The sequence below is a fragment of the Eximiradius proteiniborus genome (assembly GCF_058546985.1).
In genome coordinates this window covers 1,468,275-1,489,835 of sequence record NZ_CM178592.1, presented here as the reverse complement: position 1 = coordinate 1,489,835, position 21,561 = coordinate 1,468,275, and the positions used below count along the sequence as shown (strand labels likewise).

The 21,561-nt window shown below is 39.2% G+C and carries 16 protein-coding genes; 12 read left to right on the top strand and 4 right to left on the bottom strand.

Features of this window, described 5'->3' with window-relative positions:
- Window positions 1-172: 172 nt before the first annotated feature.
- The 6 genes from ACY2LT_RS06180 (at window position 173) to ACY2LT_RS06155 (ending at window position 8,890) form a co-directional block, all read left to right on the top strand.
- Complete coding sequence (locus ACY2LT_RS06180) at window positions 173-2,452, top strand: hypothetical protein (protein ID WP_491814542.1); 2,280 nt, start codon at window positions 173-175, stop codon at window positions 2,450-2,452.
- An 89-nt stretch (window positions 2,453-2,541) separates the two neighbouring features.
- The gene (locus ACY2LT_RS06175; RefSeq protein ID WP_491814540.1) at window positions 2,542-4,281 is read left to right on the top strand and encodes a hypothetical protein; all 1,740 of its coding nucleotides are present in this window, start codon (window positions 2,542-2,544) and stop codon (window positions 4,279-4,281) included.
- Between the two features lie 36 nt (window positions 4,282-4,317).
- A complete protein-coding gene (locus tag ACY2LT_RS06170; protein WP_491814538.1) occupies window positions 4,318-5,778 on the top strand; it encodes a hypothetical protein in 1,461 nt (486 codons plus the stop codon).
- A gap of 81 nt (window positions 5,779-5,859) precedes the next feature.
- Complete coding sequence (locus ACY2LT_RS06165) at window positions 5,860-7,185, top strand: OmpA family protein (RefSeq protein WP_491814536.1); 1,326 nt, start codon at window positions 5,860-5,862, stop codon at window positions 7,183-7,185.
- Between the two features lie 135 nt (window positions 7,186-7,320).
- Window positions 7,321-8,415: an undecaprenyldiphospho-muramoylpentapeptide beta-N-acetylglucosaminyltransferase gene (gene murG / locus ACY2LT_RS06160; RefSeq protein WP_491814534.1), complete on the top strand. Its 1,095-nt coding sequence runs from the start codon at window positions 7,321-7,323 to the stop codon at window positions 8,413-8,415.
- Between the two features lies 1 nt (window position 8,416).
- Window positions 8,417-8,890, top strand: a complete 474-nt coding sequence (locus ACY2LT_RS06155) for a hypothetical protein (protein ID WP_491814532.1) — start codon at window positions 8,417-8,419, stop codon at window positions 8,888-8,890.
- Between the two features lie 20 nt (window positions 8,891-8,910).
- On the opposite strand, the gene ACY2LT_RS06150 is transcribed toward ACY2LT_RS06155, so the two are convergent.
- Window positions 8,911-10,440 carry an ArnT family glycosyltransferase gene (locus tag ACY2LT_RS06150; RefSeq protein ID WP_491814530.1) on the bottom strand — a complete coding sequence of 510 codons (1,530 nt, stop codon included), beginning with the start codon at window positions 10,438-10,440 and terminating at the stop codon, window positions 8,911-8,913.
- 120 nt (window positions 10,441-10,560) lie between these two features.
- Between ACY2LT_RS06150 and glgP the strand changes: the two genes are divergently transcribed.
- The 4 genes from glgP (at window position 10,561) to rpsU (ending at window position 15,369) form a co-directional block, all read left to right on the top strand.
- Window positions 10,561-13,119 (top strand): alpha-glucan family phosphorylase, encoded by a 2,559-nt coding sequence (gene glgP / locus ACY2LT_RS06145; RefSeq protein ID WP_491814528.1) that lies wholly within the window; start codon window positions 10,561-10,563, stop codon window positions 13,117-13,119.
- A gap of 276 nt (window positions 13,120-13,395) precedes the next feature.
- Complete coding sequence (locus ACY2LT_RS06140) at window positions 13,396-14,589, top strand: aminotransferase class I/II-fold pyridoxal phosphate-dependent enzyme (protein WP_491814526.1); 1,194 nt, start codon at window positions 13,396-13,398, stop codon at window positions 14,587-14,589.
- A gap of 191 nt (window positions 14,590-14,780) precedes the next feature.
- Entirely contained in the window at window positions 14,781-15,122 is a 342-nt protein-coding gene (locus ACY2LT_RS06135; RefSeq protein WP_491814524.1) for a hypothetical protein, read from the top strand.
- A 49-nt stretch (window positions 15,123-15,171) separates the two neighbouring features.
- A complete protein-coding gene (rpsU, locus tag ACY2LT_RS06130) occupies window positions 15,172-15,369 on the top strand; it encodes a 30S ribosomal protein S21 (protein ID WP_491814523.1) in 198 nt (65 codons plus the stop codon).
- 47 nt (window positions 15,370-15,416) lie between these two features.
- On the opposite strand, the gene ACY2LT_RS06125 is transcribed toward rpsU, so the two are convergent.
- Entirely contained in the window at window positions 15,417-16,565 is a 1,149-nt protein-coding gene (locus tag ACY2LT_RS06125) for a glycosyltransferase family 4 protein (RefSeq protein ID WP_491814522.1), read from the bottom strand.
- 108 nt (window positions 16,566-16,673) lie between these two features.
- On the opposite strand from ACY2LT_RS06125, the gene gpmI reads away from it, so the two are divergent.
- Both gpmI and ACY2LT_RS06115 read left to right on the top strand, forming a co-directional pair.
- Complete coding sequence (gene gpmI / locus ACY2LT_RS06120; RefSeq protein WP_491814521.1) at window positions 16,674-18,194, top strand: 2,3-bisphosphoglycerate-independent phosphoglycerate mutase; 1,521 nt, start codon at window positions 16,674-16,676, stop codon at window positions 18,192-18,194.
- Window positions 18,195-18,215: 21 nt separating this feature from the next.
- Window positions 18,216-19,172: a DnaJ C-terminal domain-containing protein gene (locus ACY2LT_RS06115; RefSeq protein WP_491814519.1), complete on the top strand. Its 957-nt coding sequence runs from the start codon at window positions 18,216-18,218 to the stop codon at window positions 19,170-19,172.
- Between the two features lie 79 nt (window positions 19,173-19,251).
- On the opposite strand, the gene ACY2LT_RS06110 is transcribed toward ACY2LT_RS06115, so the two are convergent.
- The gene (locus ACY2LT_RS06110) at window positions 19,252-20,493 is read right to left on the bottom strand and encodes a DUF1015 domain-containing protein (RefSeq protein ID WP_491814518.1); all 1,242 of its coding nucleotides are present in this window, start codon (window positions 20,491-20,493) and stop codon (window positions 19,252-19,254) included.
- Window positions 20,494-20,519: 26 nt separating this feature from the next.
- The gene (locus tag ACY2LT_RS06105) at window positions 20,520-21,428 is read right to left on the bottom strand and encodes a D-2-hydroxyacid dehydrogenase (protein ID WP_491814517.1); all 909 of its coding nucleotides are present in this window, start codon (window positions 21,426-21,428) and stop codon (window positions 20,520-20,522) included.
- Window positions 21,429-21,561: the final 133 nt, after the last annotated feature.

Genomic DNA, 21,561 nt, shown 5'->3' with positions numbered 1-21,561 from the left:
AATTAAAAATAAATATCAACATCGAGAAAATATATTTTGCAATTAACATATTTTTTGTTAGATTTTTAAAAATACGTTAATAAGTTGTTTAGTAATATTTGAAATATGTCGTATTTTACACTACAATATTTTAGACATTTTGAAAAATCTATAAATTTGGAGGGTATTTAGTATGTCAAAAGGCGGCGGAGCAGGGAAAGTATATTTCGTACTTTATCTTGCCGTTGTATTGGAACTTCTGATTATCATCGTTGAACGTGACGAAGCAGAAGAGCATCTCCACAAAAAACAACAAGAAACAATGAAAATTGTGGAAAGTATTCTTACTCAACTTCAATCCGGTGCCGGTACCGAAGGAATTAACACTCGTCCACAGGACGAAATCACCATCACTCCTCCCGGCATCAATATGCGTGAAATGATTGGTTCGGACATCAAATCTTATCGTCGTTATAGTGTGGAAGTTGGGGTTACTGATGTTACCACAGCTCTTAAAAGACGCGAAGGCGAAACTGACAAAGAGCACGTCGAACGCTTGCAAAAACTTGTTGAACTTGCTAATGTTGCTGAACTTCAATATCAAATCTTTTACAGTAGCAATCAGGACCCGACAAGTGCTCCTATGTTTCAAACCGACGAATACATTAAAAAGAATAATATAGATTTTCTTAAAATGCAGCCCGGACAAAAATTCCCCGGTCCTAATGGCGAAGATTGGGAACTTCTTGCTGTCCGACAACTTAATTTGGACTCTAAAGCTACTTTTGATAAGCTCGATATTGCAAATCTGAAATCCACTGCTGATATTTCCCCAGTTTATCCTAAAAGCAGCGAAATTATTATAGGTCCATCGTACTCACCACCAAACCTATCCCAGGATAGTGTTTTCTTCTATTCTGAAACTGAAACAAGAAAACTTGCTACTGCAAGTGGGCTGAATAAACGTTCATTTATCGTTAATTTCCAGCCACCAAGCAGAGCAGGTTGGTATAAATTGCGTTTCTCATCCCGCACTAACCGTATTTTGGGTGTTCGCTCAGAACAAAGTGCTGCCGAAGTTAGCGACGATGCTACTGTAAATATCGGTACTGTTCAATTAACTGTTCGCGACCTGAGAAAAGTGCTCAAAGAGCTCCAGAATAATCTCGAAAAATTCAATCTTCCTGATGCTAATGAGTTTATCAAAACTCGCGATATTGATAAATTTAACCAAAAAATTCAGGCTGCTATCGAAGTGGCTATGTCCGACCGCGAAGCATCGGATCTTATCGGCAAAATTAGATTGTTTAGCTATATTGCCCAGTTGCTCGCTCCGGGTATGTCCTCCAATTTCGACCAAAACCGTGGCAGCATTGAATTTAACGTTCGTGTAATTACTCCAAAACCAAATATTGCGGAACCTACTATCAATATGGCTTCTGCTATGTATTGCTTCGATGCAGTTAATCACGTCTTCGATATTTCAATTTCACCTTATCAGCCAGGTCAGAATGCTGTTACTGGTAACGTGCTTGATAAGAGTGGAAATGTTGTTTCGAGAATTACTTTTAAAGCGTTGGATGAAATCCCCGGTTCGGGTGTCTCCACTCCACGTCAGGGCGAAAAACGCGACTATCGCGGCACTGTCGATGCTAAACTTTCACCGGGTGAATATAAAATCGAAGTTGTGCATAATTTGCAATCCCGTCGCGCTACTCAATCGGCTACACTCGGTATTTTCAGAACTGGTCTGACTGATGAAAGCGAACGTAAGATTGTTAATACAATCGATGCTTATGCTTACTATGGTGGTTCGCTCCTGCTCGATGTGATCCCGGAATCCGGCAACAAAATTGCTGCTAACCAGTTCCGTATTTATGCATACTTCGACAAAGATATGCAAAAGCCACCAGTCGAAGGTCTCGCGATTACCCGCAATATGAATTTCGTCTATACTCCTGATAAAGATAAAATCTCAATCCGTGTTACTTGGGTTCAGCCAGCCTCGGGTGTCGAAGTTGAACTATTCCCAACCCGTTCATTTGAAATCAAGCAAGAACCTGCTTCCGTCAATACACGTGATATGAGGGTCGAAGTTTCCGGTCAGCCACAAAGAATTAAAATTTCCATCAAGGGTATTAGAATTTCCAAGCCTACTACTGGCGTCGAAGGTACTTTGGCTACTGTCCGCGCCGAAGCTAAAACCATCTCCGAAAAGACCGGAACTCTCAACGCTTACGAACTCGCTGCCGGTCCGGAAGTTGAAGATGCCGGCGATGGCACTTATAATATCAATCTTGAAATGTCCGGTAACTTGCCACGTGGCGAAACAAAAATCAAAGGTACTTTAACAATTCCTGTTAATGTTGTGGCAATTAATCCGATAAATAATAAACAATCGCGTTCAAGTGCTCAAAGAGTTACTGTTAGCATCGATTACTCACCTGAACGTGGTGGTCCAAGACGTAGATAATTCTTATATTCCTGAGCGGAGAGAGGGCTCTCCGCTCAGACAATTGAAATAAATTATTATTGAAATTAAGATTTTACAAGGGATATAAAATGATGAAGAAATTATCATCGGTATTAATTCTAAGCATACTTTTCGGGGTCGCTTTGAGCTTTAATGCTAATGCTCAAATTGATGAATCTTTCCGTATCAAACTCGAAAGTATTTTAAACAAATTCAAAAATTACAGATTTTCTACTATTTCTATTTATCGTATCAAAGATATTGGCGATATTCGCAAAGCTATTCGTGTCCAGGATGAAGCACTTACCCGCACCGTTGCCGTAGCCGACGAAGCTTGCGTCAAAAATGCCGATAGAACTATCGTAGACTTCGTCCGCTCTCAGGTTGAAGCCGGTGCAAGCGACATCGCAATTAAGCAAGGTATGCTCTCTCGTGGTTACGAAGTGCCCGCCGATATCGATTGTATTATCCAAAGCTTGCAATCCCAAGGTCAATCGATTGCTACAGTTCAAAATGTTTATGTAGTTACTACCCGAATGGAACGCGACCAGATTGTTCCTTCTTCTATTATTGCTATGCTCGTTTCCTACGATAGCGAAGAAGATATCGAAAAATCCTTGCGTCAGGTGCCACCTCGCAATATATATACTAATCCTGAACTTTTTGCTTTCACCCTCGACGAAAACGAATACCGTGCTTTCAATATGTATGAACTTATTGTTACGGCTTTCCGTCAGGGCAACGTCGAAAACAAAACTCTCGAAGCTCAAGGTTTTGGCACATTCAAAAAATTTGCTCCTAAAGTATATGGCACTTCTCAATCGCTCGTCAAAAATGAATACGAAATCACTCCTTTCGATGTGCAAACATTTATGAGAATTTCCGACGGGCAACCTCTTGACTATGAACTTCGCAAAAATGAATTAATTCTCAGCTCCGATTTAATTAGCTGGCGTCATTACGAACAACCTATGATTGTTTATTCCGACGGCTATGTTGATACTCTCTCTACTGTTACTAACCAAAGCTTGCCTCAATATGGCGTCGAACTTAAATACGGTATCGACGAAATCAACTATCCCAGCTTGTGGAGCGAAAGATTAACTTTGTCTGCTATTTGGGAAAATGTGAAACTCGGTTTCATTCTGCCTACTTCTGGTTGGGCTTCTCTTTCGAAAGATTTCTATAATGTCGATAGAAAATTAACTTCTGGTAGTGTTGGTATCTCTGCTTCTGGCGATTTCCCAATAAAAGTTATTCCTCAAAGTGGAATCTTTAATTTCACTTTTGGCTACATCTTCGGAGATGCTAATGAACCTGATTACAAAAATCGCAAAAAGAGCATAAATGATTATCCTGATGTTGCTGCAATGCGAAATGCTCTGTTCAAAGATGAAGATTATATGATTAGATTTAACGCTTCTTTGCACTATACATTTGGTATTGCTATCGATGACGATTACTGGCTGCGTTTCGGTCTCGGCGGAACCACCTATACTGCCGACAGATGGTACAACAAAGTTATCGAAGACAAAGATAATGATATTATCAAAACTAAATATGTTAAAAAGTCTTCCGATAATGTAACTGGCATAAGTGCTAAACTCGATTTTATGGCAAAAAATGCACGTACCCCGTATGGTGCTTCTATTCAGTATTTTGATGAATCAGTTTTTGCGAATATTTGGCTATCTGTTCCGATTGTTCGCAATCGTGTTGCCGTTCGCTTCGATGCAAAAGGCTATACTGCATCTATGAAAGGCAAACTACGCGATTGGGAACTAAACAGTGTGTTTATGCCAACCGCAAGATTAATTTTTACATTTTAATTAAGAAGATTAGTTAAATTAAATAGAAAGAATACTATGAAAAGATTTTTCTTGACAGTTATCTTAGCAATTGCAGCACTGAGCGCTGTTAATGCACAAACAGGCAGAATTACTAATGAAAGGGAAATAGTTGATTCGCTTACAACTATCGACCCCGAAATTATCAAATATTTCCCCCGTTGGAAAGTTTGCGAACCTGACCTACAAATTCAAATTTATCAAACTTTCCTCTTTATGGGGTTCAGCAAAAATGATTTAAACGAACAAAATATTGAAATTCTTGCCGCTCCTCGCGAAGATGAACGCGACCCCTACGAATTGCTTATGATTAATTGCGGCAAAGCTTCTATGAATGCTGTTCAAATCGAATACTATATGGGCGATAAACTTGTTCGCTTCCTTACCGGTGAATACGTTTACCAGGGAAAAGACAGAGGCTTTCCTGCAGAAGTTGCCCGCAGAGACTACTGCTATACCGAAGTTCCTATCGAATATCCTTTGCAGGCATCCCAGGCTGAAGTTATCCTCGATTATATTAAGCAACCTACAAACGTAAAGCAAGCTTTCACTGTTTCGCTTTTTGAGCAATCACTCAAAGTTGGTGCTACCGGATTTTGGCTTCGCTCAATAGTGGGTTCGGACCACGTTGGCTATCCATTCTGGTCTGCCGGCGAATCTAAAATTATTCTTCAGAGACCATTATATGTTAATAGTGATTATTCCACACGTCAGGGTATTCCTTACCTTATTAATGCTTATTTAGGTGGTGGATACCGTATGACTTCCGGCTTGGGCGATAACGATTTGTTCTCGTGGGTTTCCAACCGGGTTCTCAATGCTGCTCCCGGCGGAAAATTAATTGCTGGCTTTGATTTCCATATGCCTTTCCATCCTGCATTAGGCGTTGCTTTTACAGCTGAAATTCCTCTCGAAAAATTAACTACTTACGGTATTGATAAAACAACTTACGGCTCATACGTGCCGGCTCATTTCGACCAGATCCAGTTCAAAGAAGGCGACGTTCGTGCAGATATTTCTACTATCGCTGCTGTTGCTCCTGTTATTCGCTCCACTGGCTATGCTACTATTTTCTACAATTGGTGGATTGATAAATCAAACCCAGAAAATTATTTCCGTTTCGACCTTGGTCTTAATTACTCGGAAGTTCGTGAAACAGCTCTCTATTACTATCCAAATACTACAAATGGTTTGAATTACGAAATTACTGTTGAAAATATTCTCGGACTTAAAACATACAAGCCGAAAGAATTTGCTGATTGGATGTTTGCAAAAGTTGAATATCGCAATCAGGCAATCTTCCCATTCGGTGCAAGCGTTCAGTTCTCTAATCAGATAATGTTAGGACGCATCTGGTTGCCGTTATTTAGCAACTGGTTCTATATCGAAGCTAAGTATTCTACTCCTTTGCGTACTGAGCGTCCTTATGAAATCAAAAACTTCTTTATGATTTCACCATTATTGAGAATTACAATATAATTTGGTGTGATTTTATAATTGCCCCACTGTTTCTGTTCAGTTGGGGCAATTTTTTATGTATAAAAAAATAAAAGAATTAAAATGATTATTAGAAAATCAATTTTTTGTTTATTTGTTTTTTTACTTGTAAATCCAATCTTTTCACAAGATAAGCACAACCGCATCGAACTATTGCAGGAAACAAAAGTCGAGTCTGCTCGCAAGGAAATCGAAATATCAATCAGAAATGTTGATATTTCAAAGTTTCCTGAAATGCGTGTGATTATTGAAGCTTACAACAAACTCGGCGAACCAATTGATACATTAACAACGGACAACCTGTTCGTGTTTGAAAAAGGTGTTCCTAAAAAAGTTACCAAAGTCGAAAAAATTCCTGTTGTGGATAATGTTTTGGTCGATTTTGTTTTCGCTATTGATATTACTGGTTCGATGCAAACTTATATCAATCAGGTGAAAGATAATATTGCCGATTTTACTACTAACCTTACAAAACGCGGTATTGATTATAGATTAGGACTAATTCTGTTCGACGACGATATTAGTAAAGTATTCAAACCGACAAACAAAGTTGCCGACTTTATCGGGTGGCTTGCTCCTGTGCGTGCTTTTGGCGGTGGCGACGAAAAAGAAAATGCTCTCGAGGCTCTCGACGAAGTTACCCGCTTCCGTTTCCGTCCCGATGCTGTTCGTTGTGTAGTGCTTATTACTGACGCTCCTTATCATCAGGCTGGCGAAAAAGGAATGGGCTCCACCAAACACACCACCCAGTCTATCATAGAAAAACTTATCAAAAACGACATCCGCGTGTTTAGCATTGTTCCGCCAAGATTGAAAAATTACGAGCTCATCTCTCGTTCCACTCGTGGTGCAGCGTTCGACCTTGATTTGCCTTTTTCCAATATTTTGGATAATTTCTCTAAACAGCTTACTAATTTGTATATCCTTAGCTATCGTTCAGACGAACCAGTTATTCCTGATTCAATCGAAATTGCTCTCTTTAACCCGACTGACAATAAACTCGTGAAGAAAGTTATTCCTATTGTTGAACTTGGACGCAAACTTATTATCGAAAATCTTTTGTTTAAAACCGGTCAGTATAATTTGCCGGAAGTTATTAAAGAACTCGATATTCTTGCAGAATTTATGATTAACAAGCCAAACGTTTCAATTATCATCGAAGGACACACCGATAATGTTGGCACCGAAGCTTATAATGATGCTCTTTCTCAAAAGCGGGCAGAAAGCGTGATGAATTATCTTGCTTCCAAAGGTGTCGCAAAGAATAGAATGTCCATCGTTGGATATGGCAAACGTCGCCCAATTGCAAGCAACAAAGATGAATTCGGAAGGCAACTTAACCGCCGTACCGAAATTGTAATCATAACTTCACAGGAAAAGAATAATTAACGACAGTTTTATATATTTTTTTACACGGGGCAATCTCTTTTTGATTGCCTCTTTTTATTTGTATTTTTTCTAAGTATTTAAAACTATTTTCTACTCGAAATCTCATATTTCATAACTTTTTATTATATTTGTAATATGAATGACAAAATAAGCATATTAATTGCCGCAGGTGGCACCGGTGGGCATCTTTTCCCTGCAATTGCTGTCTGCGAGCAACTTACTGAAATTACAAACGGTAAATGTGAGTTCCATTTTGTAGGCACTGCCGACAAAATTGAAAGTAGAGTAGTGCCGTCGCTTGGCTATAATTTCCACCCAATCAAAATTGGTGGAATTAAGAAATCACCTGCTATACTTTTGCTTCCATTTCAAATTGCGAGTGCAATTAATAAATGCAGAAAAATTATACTTAATAACAATATTTCTGCTGTGATTGCAACTGGTGCATATTTAAGCTTTCCTCCGGGTTACGCTGCTTCGTTGCATAAACTTCCTCTATTCCTGCTCGAATCGAATGTTCGCCCCGGAAAAGCAATTAAGTCGCTATGCAAATACGCTACGAAAATCATTACATCTTTTGATGAAAGCACTCATTACTTCGATAAATCTTTTCATAATAAAATAGTTGCTCTCGGCAACCCCATCCGAAAGCAGTTTTTGGAATTTCCTGACCAAAAAGACGCTCGAAACTCTCTTGGTATTCCGCTCGATAAGAAAACTATCTTCATTTTTGGTGGTAGCTTGGGCGCTGCCTCTATTAACAAAGCCGTCGAAAAACACCTCGATAGCCTTCTCGAAAGAGGTTATTTTGTCCTTTGGCAAACCGGCAGGAATTATAAATTCAACGGTGCCATCCATAATAATCTGATTGTAAAAGAATTTATTGACAATATCGCCGATTACTATTCAGCCGCCGATTTGGTTGTGTGCCGTTCTGGTGCTACCACTGTGTGGGAACTCACTGTAGCAGCAAAACCCGCAATTTTAGTTCCTCTTCCATCTGCTTCCAATAATGAACAGCTTTTCAACGCCGAAATCCTCAAAAAAAATGGTGCTGCTGAAATTATTTTGAACGACCAAATAGAGACCAAACTTCTTGAAACAATAAATTCTGTTTTAACTGATGATACATTAGACCGAATGTCCTCTGCTGCCCGAAAACTTGCCCGACCCAATGCAGCACGTGATGTTGCTCTTGAAGTATTAAAAACAATTGGCTATGAGTTGTAATATGAACGATTTAAGCAATTTAGAAAAAATCTATCCTCAAAGGCTCGATTTCTACTACCAGACAATCGCTATCGATGCTATTGTTTTGGTGCTTTATAGCATCCTGAGAGGCACAATCGAGGGTGGATTTATCACAATTCGCCTGCTTGATCCAATTTCTATTTTACTTGCTTTGTTTATTGTTGCTACTACTGTTTCTTTGATTATTCATTTAATTAAACGTAGATTTATTGTTATTGGCGATGATTATATTATCTTCCGTGTCGGTAAAAAAGAAAAAAAGTATAAGTTTTCGGATATCGAAAGAATTATTATTAAATACGAAAAATCAATTCGTATTCGTTCAAAATACAAAATTGCTCTGATTAAACTTCCTGAAAGAAAACGCTATTTGCGACTTCGGTTTTCTTCCTATCAAAACGACGACAAACTTTTCGAAGATATTGTCCATATTAAAAAATGTATCGAAAAATAATTGTGTGGCAATAGTTTTTATTACTTGTTTAGTCTGAATACATAATAATTGCCAAAAATTTTGCTTAGTAAGTAATTTTCTCTTATATACTCATCTAAATAATTTTCGCCAATTATTTTTTGTTTTTCGCTTTCTTTGTCGTAATAAAGAACAATGATTGGTATCTCTTTGCTCTTCAACTCTGTGATGATTTCGTTCTGCACGCCTGCCTCTGTTGCCTGTCCCGGGTGAAGTTCGTGATATTTTGTTGCCGGATAGCGATTCGCAAGGTGATACAGCATAATATCATTGATGAATATTTTTTCGTGATATAATACTCCCGAGAACAAATATTTACTTCGGTCGAAGATTTTCACATATTCGATTAGGTTGTTGTAGTTCTCAGCCTCGGCTTTTGGTATTTTGATATATCTGGATGAATGTGATTTTATTTCCAATGATTTGTCGGAATATAGGTAAATCAGGGATTGTGCTTTCTTTGCTATCGGTGGAAACGAAAAGAAAATCAACAGAAAAAACAAGTAAAATTTATTTGTCAAATTGAGTTTCACTAAAATTGGTGTTAGCAACATCGTGATAATTAATAATGATGGCAGAATATGTTCATATCCCGAGCGAACCATTCCCTGTGCACTAAAAATCAGTGAAAAAAACGTTACAGTTACAAAAAATTTACCTTCGCTGCTGATTTCTACTTTCGATTTCATTATTAAATAAAACAAAGTGCCGATTATCACAAATGGCAGATAAAATACAAGCGAGAGCCAAAAATTATATATCTTGCTGCCAACAGGAACACTCTCTTCTACAATTGCACTTAATGGATTTGGGAAAGGAAGCGAACGCCCTGCCCCAAATTTCTCAAATACGAACCTGAATGCATATTCAAAATAGCCGCCCAACGCACCAATCTTATGCAACAGGAGAAAATATATGGATAATATTGCAATCAAAGTCGTCAAGTAAATCAAATACTTGTTAATACTCTTTTCTTTTAACAATTTGTTCTCAAAAGTAGCAACGCAAATTGTAGATGCTATTGCATAAATCCCGAAATCGTGCCGGGTAGCAAACAACAATGCATTCAAAACGCCTATAATTATATAATCACGACTGTTCTCTTTATTCAGAAGATAGTAAATGATAAGAAAAATAAATAATAACGCCAGCGGAATGGCTCTGCCATAAAACGGCGAAATACTTAGAAACATCGTAGCCGAAAGTGTACCTAAATATGGGTTTATTTTCTGCGATTTTATTGTGTTATAGAGGATGCAAATGCTAATGCTATTTAGCAAAATCGTAAGCAGTCGTATTACAAATATCTCACTTCCAAAAAGTTTTATCCACACACCCAAAACATAATACCACAGCGGCGAATATATAGTCCAAAAATCCCGATAAGGCACTTCGCCCGCCAAAATTCGTTTTGCCCCGAGAATCCCGATGCCTTCATCGTAAATGTTTATTCCAAAATTTGCTCCAAGCAGAAACCACCCGAAAGCCGCAAAAAATATCCACCACGCTGAAATGTAATTTTGTCGCTTCATCTGAACAATTTATAAGAAATTATAGAAATATTTTTTTTAATTTTTCTAAAATAAATTATTTATATTAAACTTCATTAAAATTTATTCGAACAGAATTATTTAGATATATTGGAGAAGAAAATGAAGCCACTTCATTCATTTGTTGTTACTGCTAATTTGCCAGCGCGCATTGCTAAACTCAAAGAACTTGCCTATAACTATTGGTGGTGCTGGAATTCAGACGCACGCGAATTGTTCATCAGAATTAACAGAAGTCTTTGGGAAGAAGTCAATCATAATCCCGTGCTTTTGATTAATAAAACATCACAGGAACAGTTGAAAAAGTTAGCCGAATCGCAAGATTTTGTTAGCTACCTCGATTATATTCACGGTAAATTTCTGTCGTATATAAATGGAAATACATATTATAAATCCAAACACATTTCTACAGACGGCGTAATTGCATATTTTTCGATGGAATACGGAATAAACGAAAGCCTTCCTAATTACTCCGGTGGTCTTGGAGTGCTGGCTGGCGACCATTTGAAATCTGCAAGCGATCTTGGTTTGCCACTCGTTGGAGTTGGGCTTCTTTATCAGCAAGGATATTTCCGGCAGCGCATCACCCAAAATGGCTGGCAAAACGAGCAGTATATTTATAATGATTTCTTCTCGCTTCCGCTTACAATTGTCCGTGGCGATGATGGCGAACCGCTCAAAGTTTCTATTAAATTGCCAAAAGGAAATGTTTTTGCTCAAATCTGGAAAATTCATATCGGCAGAATTTGCCTTTATATGCTCGATACCAATATTGACGACAACCACGATGCCGAATATAAAGATATTACAGATCAGCTCTATGGCGGCGACCGCGAAACCCGTATCCAGCAGGAAATGATTCTTGGTATCGGCGGTATGCGAGCTCTCGAAGTAATGGGAATTAATGTGGAAGTGCTCCATATTAACGAAGGACACGCCGCTTTTGCTCTCTGGGAGCGAACAAGACAGCTAATGAAAAAATTCAATCTCGATTTCCGTTCCGCAAAAACTTTATGCAAAGAAAGCTCTGTTTTCACTACTCACACCCCAGTGCCAGCCGGCAATGAAACATTTGAACTCTTCAGAATTGAAAATAATTTGCTCTATTTCAAAGATGAACTCGGTATCTCACGCGAAGAACTCCTCGAAATGGGACAAATAGGTTCTTTCAATCCTGAAAGCGATTTCTCGATGACTGTTCTGGGACTTAAAATGACTTCATATCACAACGGTGTGAGCAAATTGCACGGACGTGTTGCCCAAAAAATGTGGCATTCTCTGTATAAATGTTTCCCCGAAAATGAAGTGCCAATCTGCGGAATTACTAATGGCGTTCACACCCAAACGTGGATTGCTCGCGAATTTGCTGAACTTTTCGATAGGTATCTTTCTCCAATTTGGCGTTCTGAAACCGATAGAGAAGACATCTGGCAGATGATACATTCTATTCCTTCCGAAGAAATCTGGAGAGAAAAGCAACGCCGCCGCGTCAGGCTTATTCTGTTTGCCCGTAATTATCTTAACACCAAGCAAAAACATTCTCTGCCACCCGATCAGGTTAGCAAAATCAACGAATTGCTCAATCCGGACACCCTAACTATTGGTTTTGCCCGTAGATTTGCTACTTATAAGCGCGCTTTACTACTGTTCAAAAATATGGATAGATTAAAGAAAATTCTGACCAATCCGGATAATCCTGCGCAGGTTATTATCTCCGGCAAAGCCCATCCGCACGACATCCAGGGCAAAGAAGTAATCCAGTCAATTATTCAGCGTGTTCGCCAATGGGGGCTCGAAAAACACGTCGTCTTTCTCGAAGACTACGATATGGTTATTGCCCGTATGCTTGTCAAAGGTTGTGATGTGTGGCTCAATAATCCAATCCGCCCGCTCGAAGCAAGTGGAACAAGCGGTATGAAAGCCGCAATCAACGGCACTCTCAACTTCTCAATATTAGACGGCTGGTGGGACGAAGGCTTTAATGCCCAAAATGGCTTTGCTATTGGTACCGGCGAAGAACACGATAATAGCCCCGAAATGGAAAATATAGAAGCAGATATGCTTTATGATACTCTCGAAACTGTAATCGTTCCGATGTTCTACAAACGTTCTGCTAATAAAGTGCCCGAAGAATGGGTTCAATATATGAAAAACTCAATTGCTACTATTGCAGGACGCTTCTCCACTCATAGAATGGTACGCGACTACACCGACAAATTCTATCTTCCTGCTTCTGAAAAATACCGCACTCTTGCAGAAAATGGCGCAGCAGAAGCGAAAAGTTTTCAGGTGTGGAAAGACCGCATTCGTATGCACTGGCAAAATGTTGATATTCTTCAGGTCGATTTCGAACATAAACGCGATTATTACGTTGGACGAAAAGTGCCCATTTCCGTTAAGGTTAAGCTTGGCGAAATCCAACCCGACGATGTTTCCGTTCAAGTATATTTCGGTTCTATTGACCACCACGGTGAGTTCCAAAATGCCGTTTCCGAAGAACTACTTTATGTGAAAACAGAAAAAGACGTTCATTATTTCAGCGGTAGCTACATTTGCCCCGATACAGGAATGCAGGGATTTACCGTCCGCATTCTCCCTAAACATAAATATCTTGTTCATCCAGCTGAAATGTATCTGTGCAAATGGGCTAACCTGAAGTAATGAGCAATATTTTCTGTCTGTTTTCATAAGAAATCACAAAAAATAATAAAGATTAGCTGCCCCAATGTGCGGGGCAGTTTTTGTATCTCATTCCGTTAAATTTAAGAATTGTATCCATTCTATCTTGTTGTTTTATAACAGATTATAAAAAATTGCAATTGCTTTTTGGTTGATAAATTAATATTATGTTAAGTAAGTTAATTCTTTTTTAAGTTTTTATTTTTTCATATCTTTGTATGTTTTGTGAAAATAATTAACTAACATAAAGGACATACTGTGGACGTTTTTGAAAAATGTTTTGCCTTTACTCGTGCTGATGAAGTAAAAGCTCAGGGACTATACCCATATTTCCACGCTATCGAAGAAAACGAAGGACCAGTTGTTTCTGTCTATGGCAAAAAAATGATTATGGCTGGTTCAAACAATTATTTAGGTCTTACTGCACACCCAAAAGTAAAGGAAGCTGCCCACAACGCAATTAATAAATACGGAACCGGTTGCTCCGGCTCGCGATATCTGACCGGGACACTCGATTTGCATAACGAACTTGAAGCAAGACTGGCTAAATTCCTTGGAACCGAAGCTGTTCTTCTTTTCAGCACGGGATTTCAGACTGCCCTTGGTATTATTTCTACAATTGCCCAGAAAGGCGATGTGATTATCTCAGACAAAGAAAATCACGCTTGTATTGTAAGCGGTGCAATGATGGCAAAAGGTGCTTTTGCCGAATTCAAACGTTACAAACACAACGATATGGAAGATTTGGAGAAAGTGCTCCAATCAATTCCCGAAAATGCCGGCAAATTTATCGTTACCGATGGTGTGTTTTCGGTTACCGGTGAAATTGTTAATCTCCCTGAATTAGCAGCTATTGCTGAAAAATACGGAGCCCGTGTCCTTGTCGACGACGCTCATTCAACCGGTGTGATTGGCACAGGCGGACGTGGCACTCACAGCTACTTCGGAATGGATGTTAAGCAAAATCTTGTAATGGGAACATTCTCGAAAACTTTCGCTTCTCTTGGCGGATTTGTCGGCGGACCCGAACGTGTAATCAACTACTTAAAGCATAATTCTCCTGCTATTATTTTCAGCGCCAGCCCAACTCCTGCGTCCTGTGCGGCAACCCTTGCTGCTCTTGATATTTTGGAAGAGCAACCAGAGCTTGTCGATAAATTAATCTGGAACGCAAATTATATGCGTGAGGGCTTCAAGCAATTAGGCTTCCATATTGTTGAAAGCAAAACTGCTATCGTCCCTGTAATCGTTGGACAAGTAGAAATAGCATTCGTTTTCTGGCGCAAACTATTCGACAAAGGCGTCTTTGTCAATGCGTTTATTCCGCCCGGAGTTCCACCTAATATGAGTATGATGAGAACTTCTTATATGGCTTCTCACGAAAAAGAACATTTAGACAAAATTTTAGAAGTATTTGCTGAAGTTGGACGTGAATTAGGGCTCATAAGTTAAACACGAAAAACAAAATATTTTTTTCTGTTATATGCAATACAATTTTGCATTATAATATGTTTTTTGATTTTTAACAAATTTTTTCGTATTTTTGTATATTATTTTTGTTCTTTTTCATAATGAGATTTAATATGGCCATAAAAAGAAGGTCTCGTAGAGCTAAGTACATTACTCTATACTCACCCTTTTTAATGAAAGAAACCAAACACGAGCTCATCGGCGAGCCAATCGAAACCGAAAATGGACGCCAGCAATGGGCAAGATGCACCCGGAGCCGCCACTCTCAACTTGTTAATTTGGATGCAATAGAACAGGACCAGGATAAGTCCAAAGCCGTTATTCACATTACTCGCGAAGACGCTAAAACTTACACCCCAAAAAGCGAGTATAAAATCGGCGATGTGATTTATCACGAAGTGTGGCAGGATGTCGGTATTGTTCGTAAAAAGGAAGTTACAAGCAACGGTGGCCATTCAATTATTGTTCAATTTGAAAAGAACAACGAAAAACGTCTTATTGAAAAATTATCATAAATATGTTGAACTTAATTAATTCTGCGCGAAAGGTAGGTGAAAAATAGCAGTGATAGGCGTAACTCTTCAAACTAATGAAAATATCGACCGCGCTTTAAAACGCTTTAAGAAAAAATATGAGCGCTCTGGTATCCTTCGCGAGTTCAAAAAAAGAACAGCTTATGTGAAGCCTTCGGTCGAAAAACGTATGTCGCGTATTAAAGCCGCTCGTCGTCAAAAGAAATTATCACACGAAATGAATGATTAATTCTGTCCTTAAATTTTCAAAAGGCTGCTCTTCCCGAGCAGCCTTTTTTATTTACTGATTTTATTTAGTTCGCTTATCAATTCCCCGACCGATACCTCCCAATTCAAACGCATTTTATATTCATTCCGTGATTTATTTGCCGCTTCTTCGTAAACTTTTCGATTTTCTCCAATCTCAATTAATTTGTCTGCAATTTCTTGAAGGCTTTGCTCATAATTCGAATAATCAAACAAAAAACCATTTGTATTATGTTTTATTATCGTTGGCATACCGCCATTATTTGCTCCTACAACCGGTAGCCCGTAAGCGTTAGCCTCGCAAAAAACTATCCCGTAGCACTCCGCAAGCGATGGCATCACAAAAAAATGTGCTTTCCGATACAACTCCTCAATTGTTTTCATATCATCGGGACGAGCTTTGTTCAGAAACCCGTATATTTTTACGAAATCATTGCTTTCATTAATTTCTGGATTGCAACCGATTATATGAAGCTTCACATTGCGACCTTTTTGCTTAATTTTGCGAGCTATTTCCAAAGCCGTATTGCCACCCTTTCGCTCGAATGCCACACCAACAAAAAGCAACTCAATTGCATCAAAATCTTTTCTTGCAATAAAATCTGCTACTTCTTCCTCTGTTGGTGGATTATACAAATTTGCTCCAAATGGTAATACTTTCACCTTGCTTTCATCTGCAGAATAGTAGTTTATTGCACCACCGGCAGCCCATTCAGACGCAAAAAACATTCGGGAAGCACCATTAATACTCTGTTCTTCTAAAATCTCACCTTCTCGCAACGTAGTCGGCGATAAATCCGAATATTCAGGATAGTAATTCACAAGCTGACGAAAAGTAGCATCAGTCCAAAAAGTAGCTGGCAAATCGCATTTTAACATCGAAAGCTCCAACGAGCCAAGACTTAGAAGCACGTCCGGTCGTTGTTTTTCGATAAGCCTTGCAGCTTTTTCTGCGGCTCTTTGCATTATCCGCCGCTCACGAATCCGATGATGATTTTTTCCTATTGCTTTATAAAATAACGACTTAACTTTATATATTTCATCAAGCCCACTTCCAAGATTATCAATTGGAACAATCTCCACTCCTTTTTTTTCAAGCTCACGACGTATGAAATAGATAGAACCAGACCACGCCCGAACGTCTTTGGAATTAAAATATGATAAATACCCAATTCTCATCGAAATCTGCCTAAATAATCTTTCCAAATTAACAATAATTATTGAAAATTAATAGTTTAGAAAATCGTCTTTTTCTTATTGAATACTAATTATTAATTTGAGTATAAGATGAGAAAAAAAGTATTATTGACTATTTTAGACGGTTGGGGCGTTGGCGATGGAAGCCAATCCGATGTTATCAGTATTGCCAACACACCGTATTGGGATAAATTGATTGCAACATATCCAAACTCGAAATTGCTCACTTGTGGTGAAAATGTGGGACTTCCCGATGGGCAAATGGGCAATTCCGAAGTTGGACACCTGAATATTGGAGCCGGGCGTATTGTTTATCAGGACTTAGTGAAAATTAACAAAGAAATCCGCGAAGGTAAAATCGACAAAAACCCTGTTCTTGTCGAAGCATTTAAGTATGCAAAGGAAAACAACAAGGCTGTTCATTTTCTCGGGCTTGTCTCCGATGGTGGGGTTCATTCTCTCGACAAGCATCTTTACAAATTGTGCGATATGACCAAAGACTTCGGTTTAGAACGTGTTTTCATTCACGCATTAACCGATGGCAGAGATACCGACCCTCGAAGTGGCTACGGCTTTGTAAAAAATTTGCTCGAGCATCTCGAACATTCCAACGGAAAAATTGCTTCGCTCTGCGGGCGTTATTATACAATGGACAGGGATAAACGCTGGGAACGTGTCAAACAAGGCTACGATTTGATTACTAAAGGAATTGGCAAACCCACAACCGATATTCTCAAAGCTATTCAGGAATCATACGACGAAGGTATTACTGATGAGTTTATCAAGCCAATAGTTTGCGTCGATGACAACGGCAAACCTCTTGCGGTGGTTCAGGAAGGTGATGTATTTATCTGTTTCAATTTCCGGACAGACAGACTTCGCGAAATTACAATTGTTCTCACTCAAAAAGATATGCACGAATTTGATATGCATACAATTGATTTATATTACCTTACTATGACGCGCTACGACGACACTTTCCAAAATGTTCACGTTATCTATGACAAAGAAAATGTATCGAATACACTTGGCGAAGTCGTCTCCAAAGCAGGATTGCGACAGCTGAGAATTGCCGAAACTGAAAAATACGCTCACGTTACATTTTTCTTTTCAGGTGGGCGGGAGGAAGTATTCGAAAACGAAGACAGAATACTAATTCATTCGCCAAAGGTTCCTACTTACGATTTGAAGCCCGAAATGAGTGCGTTCGAGGTGAAAGATGCACTTGTCGAACAACTTAACACACAGAAATACGATTTTATTTGCTTGAATTTTGCAAATGGCGATATGGTAGGGCATACGGGTGTTTACGAAGCAATTCGCAAAGCTGTCGAAGCGGTAGATGTATGTTTGAGTGAAGTTGTTGAAACTGCTCGAAAAAATGACTATACTGTGCTTATTCTTGCTGACCACGGAAACGCAGATTATGCAAAAAATCCGGATGGTTCGCCAAATACAGCTCATTCTCTCAATCCTGTTCCGTTTATCGTCGTTTCTGATGAATATAAAATAGCAAAGGATGGTATTTTAGCCGATGTCGCTCCAACTGTTCTCAATATTATGGGACTTCCTATTCCACAAGAAATGACTGGCAAAATACTTATTGAATAAAAACACAAGGAGGTGATTTTAGTGGAATTTAAAGATTATTATAAAATATTAGGTGTTGATAAGCAGGCAACTGCCGACGAAATCAAGCAAGCATATCGCAAACTTGCTCGTCAGTATCATCCTGATTCTAATAAATCTGACCCTAATGCCGAAAACAAATTTAAAGAAATTTCCGAAGCTTATCAGGTGCTTTCGGACCCTGAAAAACGCCGGAAGTATGATAACTTAAATAACTCCTTCAATCGCCACCGTCAAACTGGCGGTTCGAACGACGATTTTGATTGGGCAAGCTGGTTTGCCGAAGCTCAGCAATCTGCCGGACGCCGCTCACGCTCTACCTACCAGACTGTTGGAGACTTTTTCTCCTCTGGTGGCGGGCTGTCCGACTTCTTCGAACGAATATTTGGTTCGGGCTTTTCTTCGCGTCAGGGCTTCAAGTATCCTCCTCAACGGGGCGAAGATATTGAAGTTGAAGTCGAATTAACATTAGCAGAAGCATTCAGCGGAACAACCCGGCAAATACAAGCAAACGGAAAAAAAATTGAGGTGAAATTTAAGCCCGGCATTGCCGACGGACAGGTGATGAAAATTTCCGGGCAGGGCTCCGACGGTAATTATGGTGGGCAGAAAGGCGATTTGATTGTTAAAGTGAAAGTTTTGCCACACAACAAAGTTGAGCGTCGCGGCGACGACCTGTATTTGGATTTGCCTGTTGATTTATTCACTGCTGTTTTGGGTGGTTCAGCAAAAATTAAAACTTTCAGCGGTATGGTTAAAGTTACTATCCCGCCCGGAACAAGTTCCGGCAAAATCCTTAAACTTAAAGGACTGGGTATGCCAAAATACAATTCTGAAGGCAACCGCGGAGATCTATTTCTCAACGTTCAGATTAAAGTTCCAAAAAATCTTACTGACGAAGAAAAATCTCTTTTCGAAAAGTTGCAGCAGTTACGCAAAGAAAATACAGTCAAAGTATAATCTTACTAATTATCAATATCTGAATAAAAAAAGGTTGCCTTTGCGGGGCAACCTCTTTAAATATATTTCGGCTTTTGCTTTAATCTAAGAAATGCACGAATAAGCCATCTCGCAATTTAGGCTCGAACCAGGTCGATTTCGGAGGCATAATTTTGCCGGCATCAGCAATAGCCATCAGTTCCTCTATCGAAGTTGGATACATTGAGAAAGCTACCGCCATTTCGCCTGAATTTACCCGACGTTCCAACTCGCCAAGCCCACGAATTCCACCGACAAAATCAATGCGTTTGCTTGTGCGTGGGTCGTCAATTCCTAAAATCGGATCTAATACCTGATGTTGCAAAATCGAAACGTCAAGATTTTCAACGGGATCTTCCGGATGGAACAGCTTGTCTTTTGCATCAAGGCTATACCATTGCCCATCGAGATACATTCCGATTTGTCCTTTTTTCTTCGGAGCAAATTGTCCTTCCACCTTGTTAATTACAAACAAATCTTCGAGTTTCGCAAGAAATTCCTCTTTCGAATGTCCGTTCAAATCTTTTACAAGGCGGTTGTAGTCCATAATGTATAAATGGCTTGCCGGGAATAGCACAGCAAGGAAGAAATTATATTCTTCTTCACCTGTATGATTTGGATTGGCTTGCTGACGCTCACGTCCAACAATTGCTGCCGCAGCCGAACGGTGGTGTCCATCTGCAACATAGAATTTATCAACACCAGCGAGCAGTTCGCGAATTTTCGCAATATCGTTCTTATCCGATATTACCCACACCTGATGGCGAATACCATCAACAGTGATAATATCTGTGTTAGGCTTCTGTTCGATATATCTATTAACTATTTCATCGATTTCTGCTTTGTCTTTGTAAGTAAGGAAAATTGGTCCGGTGTGTGCGTTAGTAACGCGGACGTGCTGGCAACGGTCTTCTTCTTTATCTTTACGTGTTTTCTCGTGTTTCAAAATTACATCATTCCAGTAGTCATCAACCGAAGCACACCCAACCAGCCCGTACTGCGTTCTATCGAACATAGTTTGAGCATAAATATAATAAAAAGGTTCGCTATCTTCTACCAACACACCATCGCGTATCAATTTTTGTAAGTTTTCTTTACCTTTTTCATAAACGCGTGGGTCGTATAAATCAATTGATGGATCTAAATCAATCTCGGGTTTCCCTACGTGAAGAAAAGAAAGCGGGTGCCCTTTTGCTTCTTCTCTTGCTTCGTCAGAATTTAGCACATCATAGGGCTTTGCTGCTACTTCGGCAGCAAGTTCCGGTTTGGGTCTGAATGCTTTAAAAGGACGGAATACAGCCATTTTTTCTACCTAAATTATATTAACAATTATTTTTTCAAAACATCAATAACTTTTTGAGCGATTTCTTCGCCAACTCTGTTTTGTGCTTCTACTGTGGAAGCGCCAATATGTGGTGTAACAGACACTCTTGGATGATTGATAAGCGCTGCCTGTGCTTCTGTTGGTGGTTCGTTTTCGAACACATCTATTCCGGCAGCTGCTACTTTGCCGGAGTTCAAGCCTTCGAGCAATGCTTTTTCGGAAACAACTCCGCCACGTGCACAATTGATTATTATTACACCTTCCTTCATCATTTCAATTTCTTTTTCACCTACTGCGGGACCTTCCCCTTTGATTAGTGGCATATGCAATGAAATTATATCAGATTGCTTTATTACTTCTTCTTTGCTTACAAGTCGGACATTCAAATCAGTTTGAGTAACAAATGGGTCGTGAGCTATTACTGTCATTCCAAGTCCAATTGCTCTTTTGGCAACTTCTTTGCCGATATTACCGAAGCCAAGCAAACCAAGAGTTTTGCCTGTAAGTTCAATTCCTTTTGAATATTCTTTCTTGGGCCATTTGCCTTGACGCATTTCAATATTGCTTTGATTAAGGAAGCGGCACACTGCAAACATATGAGCAATTGCAAGTTCTGCCACCGAAATTGAAGAAGCGCCGGGTGTGTTCAGCACCGGTATTCCTTTAGATTTTGCATATGCTACATCAATATTATCCAGTCCAACTCCTCCGCGGGCAATTGCTTTCAGATTTTTTCCTGCTTCTATTACTTCCTTGGTTACTTTTGTTGCGGAGCGAACAATTATTGCATCGTATTTCTCAATTTCTTTGAGTAATTCCTCTGGTGTTAATTTTTGCTCGACTACTTCGAAGCCAGCTGATTTCAACATATCAGCTCCAATTTTTTCGATACCATCAGACACCAAGATTTTCATTGCTTTACTCCAAATTATTCTTAATATAAATTTTTAAGTTGTACCATTAATATTTTTTTCATACAACTTAAAATGTTTACAAAGATAATTATTAAAAAATTGAAAAAAAAATTATTATATTTGAGGAATTTAT